This window comes from Acinetobacter thutiue (assembly GCF_030385805.1).
GTDB lineage: Bacteria > Pseudomonadota > Gammaproteobacteria > Pseudomonadales > Moraxellaceae > Acinetobacter > Acinetobacter corruptisaponis.
In genome coordinates, this window is sequence record NZ_JAUDZE010000002.1 from 473,498 (window position 1) to 489,419 (window position 15,922).

Annotated in this window: 15 protein-coding genes; 3 read left to right on the top strand and 12 right to left on the bottom strand. The window is 44.0% G+C overall.

Annotated elements, in window-relative coordinates:
• Nucleotides 1–2: 2 nt before the first annotated feature.
• The 3 genes from QTA56_RS08220 to QTA56_RS08230 all read left to right on the top strand — a co-directional run bounded on the left by QTA56_RS08220 (nt 3) and on the right by QTA56_RS08230 (nt 2,783).
• On the top strand, nt 3–1,166 hold the full coding sequence (locus QTA56_RS08220; RefSeq protein WP_267980444.1) for an OmpA family protein: 1,164 nt from the start codon (nt 3–5) through the stop codon (nt 1,164–1,166).
• A gap of 304 nt (nt 1,167–1,470) precedes the next feature.
• Nucleotides 1,471–2,169, top strand: coding sequence for a molybdate ABC transporter permease subunit (gene modB / locus QTA56_RS08225; RefSeq protein ID WP_267980575.1), 699 nt, complete (start codon nt 1,471–1,473; stop codon nt 2,167–2,169).
• Nucleotides 2,166–2,783, top strand: coding sequence for an ATP-binding cassette domain-containing protein (locus QTA56_RS08230; protein ID WP_267980446.1), 618 nt, complete (start codon nt 2,166–2,168; stop codon nt 2,781–2,783). Before modB ends, QTA56_RS08230 begins: the two co-directional genes overlap by 4 nt.
• 23 nt (nt 2,784–2,806) lie before the next feature.
• On the opposite strand, the gene chrA is transcribed toward QTA56_RS08230, so the two are convergent.
• The 12 genes from chrA to QTA56_RS08290 form a co-directional block, all read right to left on the bottom strand.
• Nucleotides 2,807–4,150 carry a chromate efflux transporter gene (gene chrA / locus QTA56_RS08235; RefSeq protein WP_267980448.1) on the bottom strand — a complete coding sequence of 448 codons (1,344 nt, stop codon included), beginning with the start codon at nt 4,148–4,150 and terminating at the stop codon, nt 2,807–2,809.
• A 141-nt stretch (nt 4,151–4,291) separates the two neighbouring features.
• A complete protein-coding gene (locus QTA56_RS08240; protein ID WP_267980450.1) occupies nt 4,292–4,576 on the bottom strand; it encodes a gamma-butyrobetaine hydroxylase-like domain-containing protein in 285 nt (94 codons plus the stop codon).
• Nucleotides 4,566–5,558: a HEAT repeat domain-containing protein gene (locus QTA56_RS08245; RefSeq protein ID WP_267980452.1), complete on the bottom strand. Its 993-nt coding sequence runs from the start codon at nt 5,556–5,558 to the stop codon at nt 4,566–4,568. The genes QTA56_RS08240 and QTA56_RS08245 overlap by 11 nt, the downstream gene beginning before the upstream one ends.
• Before the next feature lie 10 nt (nt 5,559–5,568).
• Nucleotides 5,569–6,408 (bottom strand): ABC transporter ATP-binding protein, encoded by an 840-nt coding sequence (locus QTA56_RS08250; protein WP_267980453.1) that lies wholly within the window; start codon nt 6,406–6,408, stop codon nt 5,569–5,571.
• A 1-nt stretch (nt 6,409) separates the two neighbouring features.
• The gene (locus tag QTA56_RS08255; protein WP_267980454.1) at nt 6,410–7,252 is read right to left on the bottom strand and encodes an ABC transporter permease; all 843 of its coding nucleotides are present in this window, start codon (nt 7,250–7,252) and stop codon (nt 6,410–6,412) included.
• Nucleotides 7,253–7,380: 128 nt separating this feature from the next.
• Complete coding sequence (locus tag QTA56_RS08260; RefSeq protein ID WP_267980455.1) at nt 7,381–8,790, bottom strand: ABC transporter substrate-binding protein; 1,410 nt, start codon at nt 8,788–8,790, stop codon at nt 7,381–7,383.
• A 10-nt stretch (nt 8,791–8,800) separates the two neighbouring features.
• The gene (locus tag QTA56_RS08265; RefSeq protein WP_267980458.1) at nt 8,801–9,046 is read right to left on the bottom strand and encodes a 4Fe-4S dicluster domain-containing protein; all 246 of its coding nucleotides are present in this window, start codon (nt 9,044–9,046) and stop codon (nt 8,801–8,803) included.
• 14 nt (nt 9,047–9,060) lie between these two features.
• A complete protein-coding gene (locus QTA56_RS08270; RefSeq protein WP_267980460.1) occupies nt 9,061–10,797 on the bottom strand; it encodes a fumarate reductase/succinate dehydrogenase flavoprotein subunit in 1,737 nt (578 codons plus the stop codon).
• Between the two features lie 56 nt (nt 10,798–10,853).
• Nucleotides 10,854–11,606: a GntR family transcriptional regulator gene (locus QTA56_RS08275; RefSeq protein ID WP_267980461.1), complete on the bottom strand. Its 753-nt coding sequence runs from the start codon at nt 11,604–11,606 to the stop codon at nt 10,854–10,856.
• 198 nt (nt 11,607–11,804) lie between these two features.
• On the bottom strand, nt 11,805–12,734 hold the full coding sequence (locus tag QTA56_RS08280; protein ID WP_267980462.1) for an NAD-dependent epimerase/dehydratase family protein: 930 nt from the start codon (nt 12,732–12,734) through the stop codon (nt 11,805–11,807).
• 208 nt (nt 12,735–12,942) lie between these two features.
• Nucleotides 12,943–14,895, bottom strand: coding sequence for a family 2A encapsulin nanocompartment cargo protein cysteine desulfurase (locus QTA56_RS08285; protein WP_267980464.1), 1,953 nt, complete (start codon nt 14,893–14,895; stop codon nt 12,943–12,945).
• Entirely contained in the window at nt 14,870–15,802 is a 933-nt protein-coding gene (locus QTA56_RS08290; RefSeq protein ID WP_267980466.1) for a family 2A encapsulin nanocompartment shell protein, read from the bottom strand. The genes QTA56_RS08285 and QTA56_RS08290 overlap by 26 nt, the downstream gene beginning before the upstream one ends.
• Nucleotides 15,803–15,922: the final 120 nt, after the last annotated feature.

Sequence of the window (15,922 nt, forward strand, 5' to 3'; positions counted from 1 at the left end):
AGATGAAATATGTCACACCTGTCTTGCGTCAATTTTATCGTGGTGCTGCAACTGTTGCGGTTTGCTGGAGCGTGATGGTTTGGGCAGAAAATCCTGATCAGTTGGTTGCACCTGTTACGGCACAAGATTCCCCAAACACAGTCCAAACAGGCATTTATAATCCAAAAGACCAACAGGTTGCTGCCTTGCAGGCACGTCTCGTTCCTTTTTTGAATGAACAGGGAATTGAACGTTATCATGCTGCCAAAGCTGCCGCATGGTTGACTTATGCAGCCCATGAGGGAAGTGAAAAAAGCGCAAAAGCTGCGCGAAAGGAGGCTCTTGCTCAGGCGGAAATGATTATAGTGGCATTGGAGCAGGGTCAGGCTAAGCAGTTAAGTTTAACCACACCGATTCTGTCTACCTCAAGTGTAATGCGTCGGGATTTATGGGCAAATGCTGAATTATTGAAACAGCATGCGGGTTTTTCCTGTGCCCAGTCTCAGGTTGCACAGGCAGAGGTGATGCTGGTCTGGGCAGCTGCTGAACATTGTGAGTTGGGCTGGCGGCATTCACGGGAACTGTTTTTATCAGCACAGCGCTTGATTGATCAGGCAAATAGTCGGGCGTTTAGTTGCAGTGCAGATGTTCCTCAACAGCTTCCGAAAATTAGTTATCCATCTTTACAGGAACTGAATGGCATTGAGCAGGGATGTCATGGTGTTGCAGGGCCTTGGCCGATTTGGTCGCCGCAACAAAAAACAGTCATCTCTGAAAATAGGCAGGTTGCTGATCAACCTGTGCCGAATGTTGTGCATTTTGCTTTGGATCAGGCGGTTTTATCGCAAGATTCCATCAATGTACTCAATCAGATTGTGAACTTCCTAACAGCGCATCCAGCTTACACCTTGACACTGTATGGATTTACCGATCAGCAGGCAAATGAACAATATAATTTAAAATTGTCCTTGCGTCGTGCGCAGGCAGTATCTCAATATCTAACTCAGCAAGGTGTTGCTCTAAATCGTATTGCGACAGAGGCAAAAGGTAAGACCCAACTGATTGAAAATGAAAACCCGAAAATGGGGCGTGCCCTAAGTCGCCGTGTGGAGCTGGTTTATGTCGATCCTGAAGGCAGGGAAATTCAAACCATTCGACAAAATCAGGATATTCAGCTAGAGCGTTAAAGTTTTTAAGTTTGCGCTAAGCTGTAGCAAATGATTCCTCTAACCAGTTTGTTACACATATTGCTGGCTTAACACGATTAAAGTTGCCTGAATAACAATTTTTTGTTTGAGTCCAAAAAAATATTCATGATGATCGCTTTTGATTTAAGGTATTCTGTATAACTGTATTATTCGCTATATTTGTGGAAATATAGCGAAATTTGAAGATCAACCTGACTAAATTAGCGATGCTGAGCAATATGATGGGGGTATGTGCATGGAGAAAATTAGCCCAGACTTGGAAAATATAGTCTGCGTATTCTAAATAATGATGATGCTCACTCCTGAAGAACTGGAAGTACTGAAACTGTCATGTAAGGTGGCAGCGACTTGTCTGGTCTCTAGTTTAGTTCCTGCGACCCTGATTGCATGGATATTGGCAAGAAAGGAATTCTGGGGTAAATCCCTGTTTGAAACTTTGGTGTTTCTGCCTTTGGTTTTGCCACCTGTAGTGCCTGGTTATTTGCTGCTACAGGTATTTGGTAATCGCGGTATTTTAGGACAATATCTTGCGCCGTTGGGGTTGGAATTTGCCTTTAACTGGAAAGGGGCAGTATTGGCATCCGCAGTGATGGGATTTCCCTTATTGGTGCAATCCATTCGACTGGCGATTGAACTGGTTGATCAACGTCTGGAAATGGCAGCCAAAACGTTGGGTGCTTCTGCCTTTGGTGCATTTATGCAGGTGACATTGCCGCTTGCAAGCAGTGGGATTTTAGTCGGCAGTATTTTATGTTTTTGCCGTAGCTTAGGCGAGTTTGGTGCAACCATCACTTTTGTTGGCAATATTACTGGTGAAACCCGTACTTTGCCGTTGGCCATGTATAGCTTGATGCAGCAGCCTGATACCGAAACGGCAGTATGGCGATTGATTATCCTGTCCTTATCGGTAGCGTTTTTTGCCTTATGGTTTGCGCAGTGGTTCAATCGCTATCAGAAAAATAAGCGCGGGTATTCAGCATGATTGATTGTCATATACAGCTACAACAAGGGCAATTCTCTTTGGAACAACGCTTTCAATCTGATCAATCGGTGATTGGTTTATTTGGGGCTTCTGGTTCGGGGAAAACCACCATATTACACAGCATAGCAGGTTTAATCCGACCACAATCGGGGTGGATTAAAATCCAGAACCAGACTTGGTTCGATCAAGGTCAGAACATTTATCTCAGTACGCAACAGCGTCGCGTAGGTTTGGTCTTTCAGGACGCTCAGCTATTCCCACATAAAAATGTCAAACAGAATTTACTGTTTGGTTTTAAGCATATTGCACCGCAGCAACGAAAATTTGAGCTGGACTATATAATTGAATTGCTCAAGCTGGAGCATCTGGTTGAGCGGATGCCGATTAAGCTCTCTGGAGGCGAAAAACAGCGAGTGGCTTTAGGTCGAGCGTTGCTGTACTCGCCACAATTGCTGCTTCTCGATGAGCCACTATCTGCACTGGATACGGCGCATAAAGCCGAGATCATTCCTTTTTTTCAACGCGTCAAACAAGATATTAAAATTCCGATGCTCTATGTCAGTCATGATCAATCTGAAATAAAACAACTGAGTGACACAATCTGGTACTTATAATTGCTTAAGTTGTGTATACATGTTTAACCACTCATATAGAGGATTAAACCACAAAAGGCCGAAGCAAAAATCACATACACCACATTGAGCTGAAATTTGAATAGTGCAATAAATGCAGCCAAAGTAATAAATGCCGCTTCATAATTAAAAGGGTGATGAAAGCCGTTTGGCCAGAGCACATGATAACTAAAGAACAAGGCAAGATTGAGAATGACACCGACCACAGCAGCAGTAATGGCGGCAAGTGGCGCAGTAAATTTCAACTCATTATGAGTGGATTCAATAATTGGCGCACCCACCAGTATAAACACAAAGGAAAACAGGAATGTAAACCAAGTGACAATAACTGCCCCAATTGTCCCAGCTAAAAATAAATGATCAGCACCCAATAATGCATGGTTATATGCGCCCAGAAAGCCAACAAAAGCCACCACCATGATTAGTGGGCCTGGGGTACTTTCACCCAGTGCCAGACCATCAATCATCTGGGTTGGACCCAGCCATGCATAATGATTGACCGCACCTTGATAGACATAGGGTAAAACCGCATACGCACCGCCAAAAGTCAGCAAGGCAGCTTTGGTAAAGAACCATGCCATTTGGGTATAGGCATGTTGCCATCCCAGTCCCAGAGTCAAAACCAGCATTGGAGCAAACCAAAGCAATGCTGCAATGCTCAGGATTTTGGCGAGTCTGGCCCAATGGAAAATTGCATGTGCAGGCGTGGGGGTATCATCATCAATCAGGGCTGCCCCATAACTTTTATGATCATTTTGATGGGAAGCCTGAGCGTTAAATAAATCTGGTTTTTGCTTACTCAGCACATAGCCAGCAATCGCAGCCGCTAAAATGATTAAGGGAAAAGGGGTGTTGAACACAAAGATGGCAATAAACGCAGCCACAGCAATCAACCAAAGATAAGCATTTTTTAGTGAGCGGCTGCCAATGCGATAAGTTGCATGGAATACAATTGCGGTTACGGCAGGTTTAATTCCGTAAAACAGGCCTGCAATAATCGGTAGATCACCAAACTGCACATAAATCCATGACAGGGCAATCAGGATAAACAGGGAGGGTAAAACAAACAGGGTCCCTGCAACGAGACCGCCTGTGGTTCGATGCATTAACCAGCCAATATAGGTGGCGAGTTGTTGTGCTTCAGGACCAGGCAACAACATGCAATAGTTGAGTGCGTGCAAAAATCTTTTTTCAGAAATCCAGCGTTTATTTTCCACAAGTTCCTGATGCATTACCGCTATTTGGCCAGCAGGTCCGCCAAAGCTGATAAACCCCAATTTAAGCCAGAAGCGAAAAGCATCCCAGAAGGAGACAGATTGAATCGGAGGTGTGGTATCTGATGGTTGCATGGAAATTTCCAAAGAATTTATTTTTATAGCGAATGATGAATAGCTGGACTGATTTAACCTCGATATTTTAAGGAGTGAATCATTCAAAATGATGAAATGGCAGAGTTGTTAAAGATATTTTCATCACTTTGAATGTTCTTGTTAAACCATAAGTTCTTTCAAAAAGGCCCACGGAAAAATGCCTTTGTCATGTCCATCATCAAAGCAGATTTGAATGCCGTAGTCTTGTGAGTAAATCGCTGAAATGGCAACATTTTCAGGATACTGAATCTCTTTCTGGCATAAACGACTGGCACGGCAAAATCCGCAGGGGCAATTGGCTCTCAATTGCTCATGGCTAAAATCCTTATGCTGACCATCTGCCCAACTCAGCAATAAACGTTGCTGTTCAACATTGACCTTGATCTCAGTCGGTTCAAGCTGCATTGAGTTTCTCCTGAATCAAGGCCAGCCCAATACGAATAGATTTACGCACTTCTGGGTCAGGGTCTTCTGCATGGGCAAGTAAAATATCCTGTGCCTGTTCGCCACCAATTTCACCTAATGCAATGGCGACTTCCTTACGCAAGTTGCTAATGTCATGCTGGAAATTTTCCTGTAATTTTGCAATTGCAGATTTAGCTTTGAGTAAACCTAAGCTACGAGTTACCGCAATTCGTACTTGCCAATACACATCATCCAGTTGTTGCAACAGGATATTTTCCAGTTCGACCGCTTTCAGCTTACCAATAGTCAATGCTGCTTCGACCCGTAATTGCCATTCTTCGGCTATGAGTGAACTCTGCAAAGCTGCCAGTATTTCAGGGCTGAGATTTTGGCTTGCACCCAAGCCACCTGTGGCAATACGGCGAATTTCGGCATCATGATCATGTTGGGCAATATTTGCCAAAGCCGCCAAGCCTTGTTGTTTTTGTAGCCAGCTTAATGTGCTGACCGCTTCTTTACGCACCAACGGATTGGCATGTTGCACATGCTGTAAAATATCATCAAATAAATGTTCAGCTCGTAATTCCCTGATTGCCCGTAAGATGGAGGCAATGACAAAATCATCCTGATGTTGTAAATAAGTCGCTAAATGTTCAGCAGATTCAGGCTTTTTAATTTCACTGAGACTTTGTGCCGCAGCTAAACGGACATTTTCATGAATGTCTGTTAATGCTTGCGCCAACGTGTGTAGCGAGGTGGCATCCTCCCAACCCTCCAAACGGGTGGCTGCTAATTCACGTACTTTGGAGGCAGAATCATGCAATACCGCATAGTGTAACCAAGCCAATAATTCAGGCTGTTCTTCATCGGCGATATTCATAATCGCCACAAAACGGATATTTTCATCATCCTGATTGAGCTGCAACACATAATCGGCATAATCTTCATCAAGATCAGGTGGTGTTGGATAATTTATACTCATTTTAATCTTCCTAAACGGCTACTTTCTGATTCAGGCCTAATGGATTGAGGCGGCTGAGTTCAACTTGCGTGGCATGTTTTAATACTTGAATACAATGTTTTTTAATCTGGGTAAATTCAGGCGAAGTGACCAAATCGACATGACGAGGACGAGCAAAATCCAGCTTGATTTCCTCAATAATTCGTCCAGGTCGATGGCTCATAATCAGCACCCGATCTGCAAGAAATAAGGCTTCATCAATATCATGGGTGATAAACAGCACTGAAGTCTGAATGTTCTGCCAAATTTCTAGTAGTAATTCCTGCATCTTTAAACGGGTTTGGGCATCTAGTGCGCCAAAAGGTTCATCCATCAACAGCACACGAGGCTGATTAATCAATACACGGGCGATTTCGACTCGCTGCTGCATGCCACCTGAGAGTTCGGCAGGGTATTTATGTTCAAAGCCTTTGAGTCCGACCAGTTCAATCATGTGCTGGGCTTGTTGTAGCCGTTCTGCTTTGGCGATGCCTTTCATTTTTAAACCGAAGCAGACATTTTCCAGTACACTTTTCCAAGGGAATAGGGTGTGTTGCTGAAATACTAAACCACGATCAGAAGATGGTTTAGCAATTGGTTGTTGATCTAGCAACATCGTGCCTGAACTAATTGGTAAATGTCCTGCCAATGCACCGAGTAAAGTAGATTTACCGCAACCTGATGGCCCTAACAGGCACACAAATTCACCTGCCTGAATATCAAAGGACACATGATCAAGCGCCTGAAAGCGTTGTTTATCCTGTCCTAAATGCAGATTGATATTTTTTAAATGGATATGCCCGACTGAATCATTTTCAGAGATTGTGCTCATATTATGCTTTCCTTAACTGATACCACGGGGTGAGTTTCTTGCCGAGATAGCGTAATAAGGCACTACTCAACATCCCCAAAGCCCCGATCAATAACATGCCCACGATAATGTCGGCATAGTTTTGCAGGGTAAAAGATTCCCAAGTGAAATAGCCGATACCGAGTTGCCCAGAAATCATTTCGGCTGTGACCAGACAGAACCAGCAGGTGCCCATACCAATTGCCAAGCCTGTGGTGATACTTGGCAACGAACCTGGAATAATCACTTCACGTAAAATGGCAAATTGACCCGCACCGAGACTTTTTGCCGATGCAATCAAACGTCGATCCACTGCTTCCACGCCATGAATGGTATTCAGCAAAATCGGAAATAATGCACCTAAAAAGGTAATAAAAATCATCGATGCTTCAGATGAGGGAAATATTAAAATCGCCAATGGAATCCATGCCACCGCAGGAATCGGGCGTAAAATTTCCAGTGGCGGCATAAAAATCGCAGCAATGGTTTTGGAATAACCAATCAATAAACCTAAAATCACGCCCACAAACCCAGCCAAAACAAAGCCTATTAATACTCGTCCAATACTGGCTTTGACATGGGCAAGGGCAGTATCCAGTTCGACAAAGGCAACAAATGAACGCACAACATCCAATGGTGAGGGGACATTGGCAAAATTCACGATGCCCAAATTAATATGGTAATGGGAAAGCAATTGCCACAACACCACACTTAAAATAATCGAAACCGCACTCAAGCCATAAGAAATCGTCTGTTGTCTGGAAAATTTAAACACAGGGCGGATTGCCTTAGACTGAATTGGTTGGGTGTCCGCTAAACTATTCATATTTATTTCTCCTAAATCTCAAAATCCCCCTAAATCCCCCTTTAAAAGGGGGACTTTTCACGAGTCTAAAGACTGACTAAGATTCGTGAGACTCTTCCCTTTCTAAAGGGAGGTTAGGAGGGAGTTGATCACTTCACCAATTTCTGTGCATTATTAAAGTCATAAACTTTACCGCCATGCGCTTTTGCCCAATTATTGGCATTGCCGCGCAACAAGAACGCATTGATCTGACCATTTTTATCGGTGGCATACCATGCTAGATTTGCCAGTACTTTAATTTTTAAATCACGGTCTTGGTTGTACACCACACGGATGGTTTTGCCCTGTTTCTGCAAATTCTTTAAATCTTTAAAGGCATTTTCAGGGGTGACATAACTACGCACTTTGGTTTCACCTTTGACCCAGATTTGCGAGACACGCTCAAAGCTCTGGATAGGTTTTTGTGTCAGGGCATCTTTCGCCACCAGTGGCGCTTGGGCATAATTTTTAAGTTGTTGCGTGTAATTTAAATCTGCTGCCTTAAACGCCTTTTGGATATATTGATCATCAATAAACTGATTCACATCAATATCGACATCGTCACGGCCCAAATATTTCAGGGTTTCAACTGCGGTTTGGGTGGCTTTCTTATATTCAGGTTTCCATGTCAGGTCACGAGTTTGTAAGCCTAAAGGGCCGTGAAATAAATACACCACTTCAGCAGGAATACCTGTTTTGGCTGCAATCAGTTCACTGTATTTTTCAGGTTCTTTACGAATTAGTTGATCTGCTTCAATGGTTGCTCTTAAATAGGCTTGAATAATTTCAGGATATTGTTGTGCATAAGACTTATTGGCTAAAGAACCGTGAAAGGTTGGGGTTTTAGCCTGTGCGCCATCATAAATTTTGCGGGCAAAACCTTGATAGGAAAATAATTCAGCAAAGGGTACAAAATCAGCATGGGCATCAATTTTATTACTCTTGAGTGCTGGGCCAGAGACTTCTGGCGCTTGGGCAATAATCTTGACATCGGTTTTTGGGTCCCAGCCTTGAGCTGCAATGGCACGTAACAACAAGCCATGTGCAGTAGAGGCAAACGGTACAGAAATGGTTTTGCCTTTGAGTTCCTGAATCGAGGTCACGTCTGAATCCACAGGCACGACAATGCCGTTACCACTGCCTGTGGTACTGCCAGACAGGACAGTGAGGAAAATACTTTCCTTGCCTGTCTTTTTAAAGGCAACATTATTATTCACCGCAGGGAAGTCTGCCATTGCACCGATATCCAGACGACCTGCCACCATTTCACTGGTCAAGGGTGCGCCAGAGGTAAAGTTTTTCCAGACGATGTCATATTTGGCATCTTTATATTTACCTGTTTTTGGCAGGTATTTAGGCAATAGATTCAATTCACGAATCAACAAGCCACCCGTGGCACAGTTAATGGTGGTGTCCTGTGTACCAATCGCTATACGGATGTCTTCGGCCTGTGCTGCGCTAAAAATAGACAGTAAAGTCGTGCTTAAAATAATGCTTTTCGCTAATTTGTTGAGTTGCATGGTGTTCCCCTCATTTAAGTAAATATGGAATGTTGACCTGAATGGCATCAGTCGGGCAGTCTTTCTCACATGGCATGCAGTACCAGCATTCATCAAACTGCATATAGGCTTTTTTCGTATCTGGATTGATCGCCAATAAATCCATTGGGCAGACATCGACACAGACGGTACAGCCTTTATCAGCAATACATTTATCTTCATCCACCAGCACAGGAGCAGCAGTGCGGTGGGCAATTTCCTTAAAAATAAACGCCATAATCGTGATCTCTTTTAGGCTGGGTCAGCCACTAATTTTTTCTGAATACGTAATAAGTTATATGAATTCGCTTCCTGCTCATCAATCGGGATCAGGTACGGTTCAACGGGCTTTTTAAAGCTGACCATATTGCCGTGTTCATCCTTTTTTAGGTGTGCATGACAGAACCAGTCCTGATCATTCTTGGCAGGAAAATCAGCACGATAATGATATAAACCCCAACGGCTTTCAGTACGGAATAGGGATGCTCGTGCTGCCATTTCCGCACAATCCCGAATCACCGAAACTTCCGCCGCTCGCATTAATTCATGTGGATGGGTGGCATTAATCTGGGCGATATCCGCTTTGATTTCCTCAAAACGCTTGAGGGCAATTTCAATCTTTTGGCGAGTTTTTGGTGGTTGCAAATAGTCATTCACCATACGGCGCAACTTATATTCCACTTGTTCCGCAGACAGTCCTTGTGGACGATGCAATGGTGCAAAAATGCGAGTTTTTTCCGCTTCAATCTCCTCCTGATTCAGTTCTGAATCTCCAACACTGGCGATATATTCAGCCGCGTTGGTGCCTGCAAACCAGCCATAGACAAAGGCACCCAACATATAGTTATGCGGTACGGCTGCCATATCGCCTGCGCTATATAAGCCTTTAACGGAAGTTTCAGCTTTTTCATTAACCCAAACACCAGAAGCACTGTGCCCACTACAAAAACCAATTTCGGAAATCTGCATTTCCACCATGTCCTGACGATAATTGGTGCCTCGTCCTTCATGGAAACGTCCCCGACTTGGGCGTTCATTGGTATGTAAAATTTCCTCAATGGTCTGAATGGTTTCTTCGGCTAAATGGTCAATTTTCAGGAACACAGGACCATTGCCACTTTGCAGTTCCTGATAAAATTCCCACATCATTTGACCTGACCAATAGTCACACTCGATAAAGCGTTCACCTTTACTGTTGGCGGTATAGCCACCCAATGGACCAGTGACATAGGCACAGGCAGGACCGTTATAATCCTTGATCAATGGATTGATTTGGAAACATTCCAGATTGGACAGTTCCGCACCTGCGTGATACGCCATTGCATAGCCATCGCCTGCATTGGTTGGGTTTTCATAAGTTCCCATTAAATAACCCGAAGCAGGCAAGCCCAAACGCCCAGCCGCACCACAGCATAAAATCGCAGCTTTGGTTTTAATCACATAAAAGTTACCCGTACGGCAATCAAAACCCAATACGCCATTGATCGCGCCGTCAGCATTTTTAAGGAGTTTTGTCGTGACAATACGGTTATTGATTTTGACCTGTGCTCGTTTTAACTGACGGTACAACACCTTTTTAATGTCGTGACCCTCAGGCATTGGCAACACGTATGCGCCCATGTGATGTACTTTCTTGACCGCATATTCGCCTGTTTCATCTTTCTCAAATTTCACGCCCCATTGATCAAGCTGCTGAATGGTCGCAAAACTATGTTTGGCGTAAGCGTAAACAGTGGCTTGATTGACAATGCCATCATTGGCAATGGTAATTTCCTTGGTGTATTGCTCAGGCGTGGCATAGCCAGGAATCACGGCATTGTTTAAGCCATCCATGCCCATTGAAATTGCGCCACTGCGTTTTACATTGGCCTTTTCAATCAATAAAACTTTCAGGGCAGGGTTAGTGGTTTTGGCCTTGATCGCTGCCATTGGGCCAGCCGTCCCCCCACCGATGACCACAAGGTCATAGTCTAAATAAACGGTATTCATGTTTTGCCTCGATAACGGGTCTTGTAAGGGCTTATTGCATAAGCCCCCTTAAAAAGTTATTTGGATTTCTTTCGATCTACCCTTAAACGGTATTGAAAGCTCTCTCCTGAGAAATATAGGTATTCAAAATCAATGGGATGTCCCTCATGGTTATGGGTCAATCGTTCCACTCGTAGCAGTGGCGCATTGATTTCCACTTGCAACAATTCACTCAATGTTTCATCAGCAAGGGCGGCATCAATGCTTAAATCGGCATGTCCAAGCGGAATGGATAAATCTTCTTCAATGGCTAAAAACACATCACGAGTCGAAAGATTAATCTGTTGCAACGCCACACCAATCGCTTCAGGTAAATAAGTCAATTCAAAGGAAACAGGTTTGCGATCCACCAAACGAATCCGTTTAATCTCAACCACCATACTGTTGACCGAAAGCTTGAGTTTCGATGCAATTTGCGGTGTGGCTGGAATAAAGCGAAATTCTTTCACCACGTTAAACACTTCATGTCCCATATTACGCATAGCTTCGGCAAAGCCCTGTAACTGGGAAATGTTCTGGAATGTTTTTGGTGCGCTGACAAAAGTACCTTTGCCTTGAATTTTGTAAACCAGATGCTCAAGCTGGAGTTGATTTAAGGCCTGACGAATGGTGATACGGCTGACATTAAATAATTCACTCAGTTCCTTTTCAGAGGGGAGTTTATGCTGGACTGGATAAGTCCCATCACCGATCTGTTGTAATAAGGTTTGGTAAACCTGATCATACAAAGGTCGTTCGCCATCCACTTTATTGAGCAATGCCTGATTCATTTGTCAGCAACTTGTTATAACAACTTGAGGCTAGATTAATGGCAATTTTTAAATAAGAAAAATAAGCAATAACGCAAAAAATATCTGAATTTCTGCTTTGCACAAAAGATGGGATAAATATGAAAAATGGGATAAAAATTTGATAAATCGCATGAGCAAGCTAAAGATCATGCGATTTTTGATAGCGTTTTAGAGGATTTATTGCTGTTGTTCTTTTAGAATTTGTTCAATTCCTTGTCTATACGTTGTGACCTTAAATTCAGGAAAACGTTGTTTAAATTTATCTGAAATAAACAGATTGTCTTGTGCATAGCGTGGCAGCAACTCCTGTACTTCCTTGAGTTGTGGGCTAAATAACTTGCCGATCTTTAAGACCCATTTAGGAATCACGCTATAGGAGAGGCGCTTGCCATAAAGCTCTGAGGTTAATGCAATAAACTGTTTATAAGTTAGTCGGTGATCATCGGTTGGTAAGTGCCAAGTTTGACCGTAGGTATCAGGCGTATTGCCAATCAATGCCATTGCTTTACTGGCATCGGGTGTCCAGATCAGGCTTCTCAAGGTATTATCGTTTAAAAACACTTTGAGCTTTTTGCCTTGTTTCAGGTTATCAAAGATCAGCGAATTGGTAATACTTTGAGTGTTGCCTATCCCATAAAATTCAGGTGCACGACAAATCATGGCTGTGATAGTTTTTGCCTGCATCTCTTTCAACAGCATGTTGGCGATTTCTGCCCGAACCCTACCTTTTCGTCCTACAGGTGCAAATTCAGTTTGCTCAGTTAGCGGTTGATTGTTTTGTGGATACATATAGGTGTTATCAAAAAATACCAGTTTGGCATGATACTTTTTACAGGCATCTATGACATTGCGCATCATGACTGGAAATTGCTGTTCCCACATATCTGTGTCCATCGGTAAACCAACGGCAAAATATACAATCTCACTGCCTTGAATGGCATGTTCAGCTTGGGTTTGATCCAGCAAGTTGGCAGGAAAAACTTGATCAGTGTCATTGACCTTTTTAGGATTTCTACTGACCAATCTAAGATCAGATGTGTAGTTACGTTTTAGCTCTTTAGCCAATTCCTGAGCGATTTGTCCGTTTGCACCGAGTATAGTTTGCATCTTGATCTGACCTCTATAATTCATGGAAATTGTCTATTTCTATAAACAGCATAAGATTAAAGTTAGCTTTAATGTCAAGCATTTTTTAAATTGATAAGCAGCTTAATCTTGTAAAAATAGGGGATGCAAGTACAGAAATTATTTGTGTAGATTGTTGTTGCGAAAACAAAAAAGCCGCCAATGGCAGCTTCCTTGTGACATTAAAACACTAAACAGTGCGCTTATTTCTCGAGAGCTGATGCAACACCGACACCAGTAAATCAATTTCCTCAGTGGTATTATAAAATGCCAGAGAGGGGCGAACAGTTTGTTCCACACCAAAACGACGCAAGATCGGCTGGGCGCAGTGATGGCCTGATCGGACCGCAATACCATGTTGATTCAGCGCCTTACCAACCTGTTCAGTTGAATAGCCAGCCAGCACAAAAGACATCACGCTGGCTTTGTTTTTGGCTGTGCCAATCGGGCGCAAGCCCTTAACACCGCTCAGCGCATGTTGACCATATTCCAGTAGATCATGCTCATAACGGGCGATATTATGAATACCAAGATGCTCGACATATTCCAGTGCAGCCCCTAGACCCACCGCATCGGCAATATTGCCTGTGCCTGCCTCAAACTTGTTTGGTGCGGGCTGGTAAATGACTTGCTCAAAGGTGACATCCTCGATCATATTGCCACCGCCTTCCCAGACAGGCATGCTTTCGAGCAGTTCAGGTTTGGCATAAACTGCGCCAATCCCTGTTGGGCCAAATACCTTGTGACCAGAAAATACGAAAAAGTCAGCATCCAGCGCCTGTACATCGGTGGGCATATGTGAAACAGACTGTGCGCCATCCACCAATACCCGTACACCTTTGGCATGGGCAATCTGGATCACTTCGGGAACAGGTGTCACCGTACCTAAGGCATTGGAAACCTGGGTAATGGAAATCAGCTTGGTACGTTCATTAATCAACTTGGGTAATTCCGCCAAAATGATCTGTCCCGTATCATCCACAGGAATCACACGCAGTTTTGCCCCGACTTTTTTAGTCAACTGAAACCACGGCACAATGTTGGCGTGATGCTCCAGATGCGAGACAATGATCTCATCACCCTCACCAATATTTTGCTCACCCCAAGTTTTGGCGATCAGGTTAATGCCCTCGGTAGTGCCTCGAACAAAAATGATTTCCTTGGATGATTTCGCCCCAATAAAACGAGCCACCACATTACGGGCATGTTCATAGGCATCGGTGGCTCGAGCTGCCAACTCATGCGCTGCACGGTGAATATTGGAGTTTTCATGCTGGTAGAAATAGGCAATCCGATCAATCACGCTTTGCGGTTTTTGCGTGGTCGCTGCATTGTCAAACCACACCAGAGGACGACCATTGACCCGTTCCTGCAAGATGGGAAAGTCACGACGGATGGCATGCACATCCAATGGCTGAGCTGCACTGGCAACAAATTGTGGTTGTGAGGGCTGGTAATTGCCATATGCCTGATGCGTTGATGGAATATCCAGAAAGTAAAAGCCAGAAGATGCGTTATGGGCAGGTTGAGACTGGATTTTAGGTTCATCCTGCAACAAGCTTTTTAATCCATCACCTTGAGGAAGTTGAAATGATTGTGCGGTGGCAAACTGTGCCGCATCAAATTCAGAATTTGACACGGAGGGCGCAGCAAAATCATTTAAAAAATAAAAAGGTGAAGCATCACGGGCTGAGGGATGTGTTGGTTCAACCAAAGGCACATTGGGTGGGCTATGAATTGCCTGTGGAAAATTCGGCTCAAGTGGCGGTTTAGGCAGGTTTGCACCACCGACCACAGGCGCAGATGCAATCGCCCGACGCTCAGGATAATCTGGATAATTCGGAATATGCTCAGGATATTCAGGGTTTAAACTTTTTTCATAGGCAATATTGGGTATACGTCCACTCAGCGCTGCCAATGGTTCGGCAGGTTGAGGAGGATGTGGTGGCGTGCCGACATTCGGCAAGTCCAGATTCAAGCCAGATGGATGACCATTCCCAGAACTGGGCAATGCCGCAAAAAATTCAGAGGCAAGCCGTGAAAGTGTTGCTTCATCTGGGAAGTTGGGCGGTGGCTGAACACCGACCACTTCAGAACCCGTTGGACTACCGTTTAGATTACTTGTAGTTAACTGGGTAGTCATGATACTTGTCCACCTCCACATCTTCGAGTACCGCAAGGGCATCATCAGTTAAAACGGCGAGTGAGCAATACAGTGAGATCAGGTAAGATGCAATGGCATTGCGGTTAATGCCCATAAAACGTACAGAAAGCCCAGGAGATTGTTCACCTGCCAAACCTGGCTGGAACAGGCCGACAACACCCTGACGTTTTTCCCCAACACGCAGTAACAGGATTTTGGTTTTGCCATCTTCCACAGGGATTTTATTGGATGGAATCAAAGGTACACCACGCCAGGTAATGAACTGTGAACCAAACAGGCTTACCGTTGGTGGTGGCACACCACGGCGGGTACATTCACGGCCAAATGCGGCAATCGCATCTGGATGGGCAAGGAAGAAGCCTGGCTCTTTCCAGACCTTACGCAACAAATCATCAAAATCATCTGGAGTCGGTGGGCCACTCAGGGTTGAAAGACGTTGCTCATCCGCCACACTGGCCAATAAACCATATTCAGGGTTATTGATCAGTTCACTTTCCTGACGTTCCTTAATGGTTTCAATGGTCAGGCGTAACTGTTCCTTAATCTGGTCATGTGGACTGCTATATAAATCCGCCACACGGGTATGAATATCCAGAACGGTTGAAACGCCGTTGAGGAAATATTCACGTGGCTGAGGGTCATAATCCACAAAGGTCTGTGGCAGGGTCGCCTCATCACGTTGCGTGCAGGCCACCTGAATGTCATCGGTATTGTTGACACGGTTGACGCGATAAATACCTGCTTCTACAGGTAACCATTGTAATAAATGAGTCAGCCAGCGTGGGGTGATGGTGGAAAGTTGTGGAACAGTCTTGGTGGCATTGGCAAGCTGTCTGGCTGCATGGTCCCCAAGCGCAAGTTGGACTTTATCTGTGGTTTTTGCCATGAATAAATTTTCCTGTATGACTTTGGCTTTGTTAATAAAGAGTGTTGATTTTTAAAATGTATTGAATTATTTGTTTAATTAGACTAGAGCTTAATCATTATTTTTAAAAATATTATTATG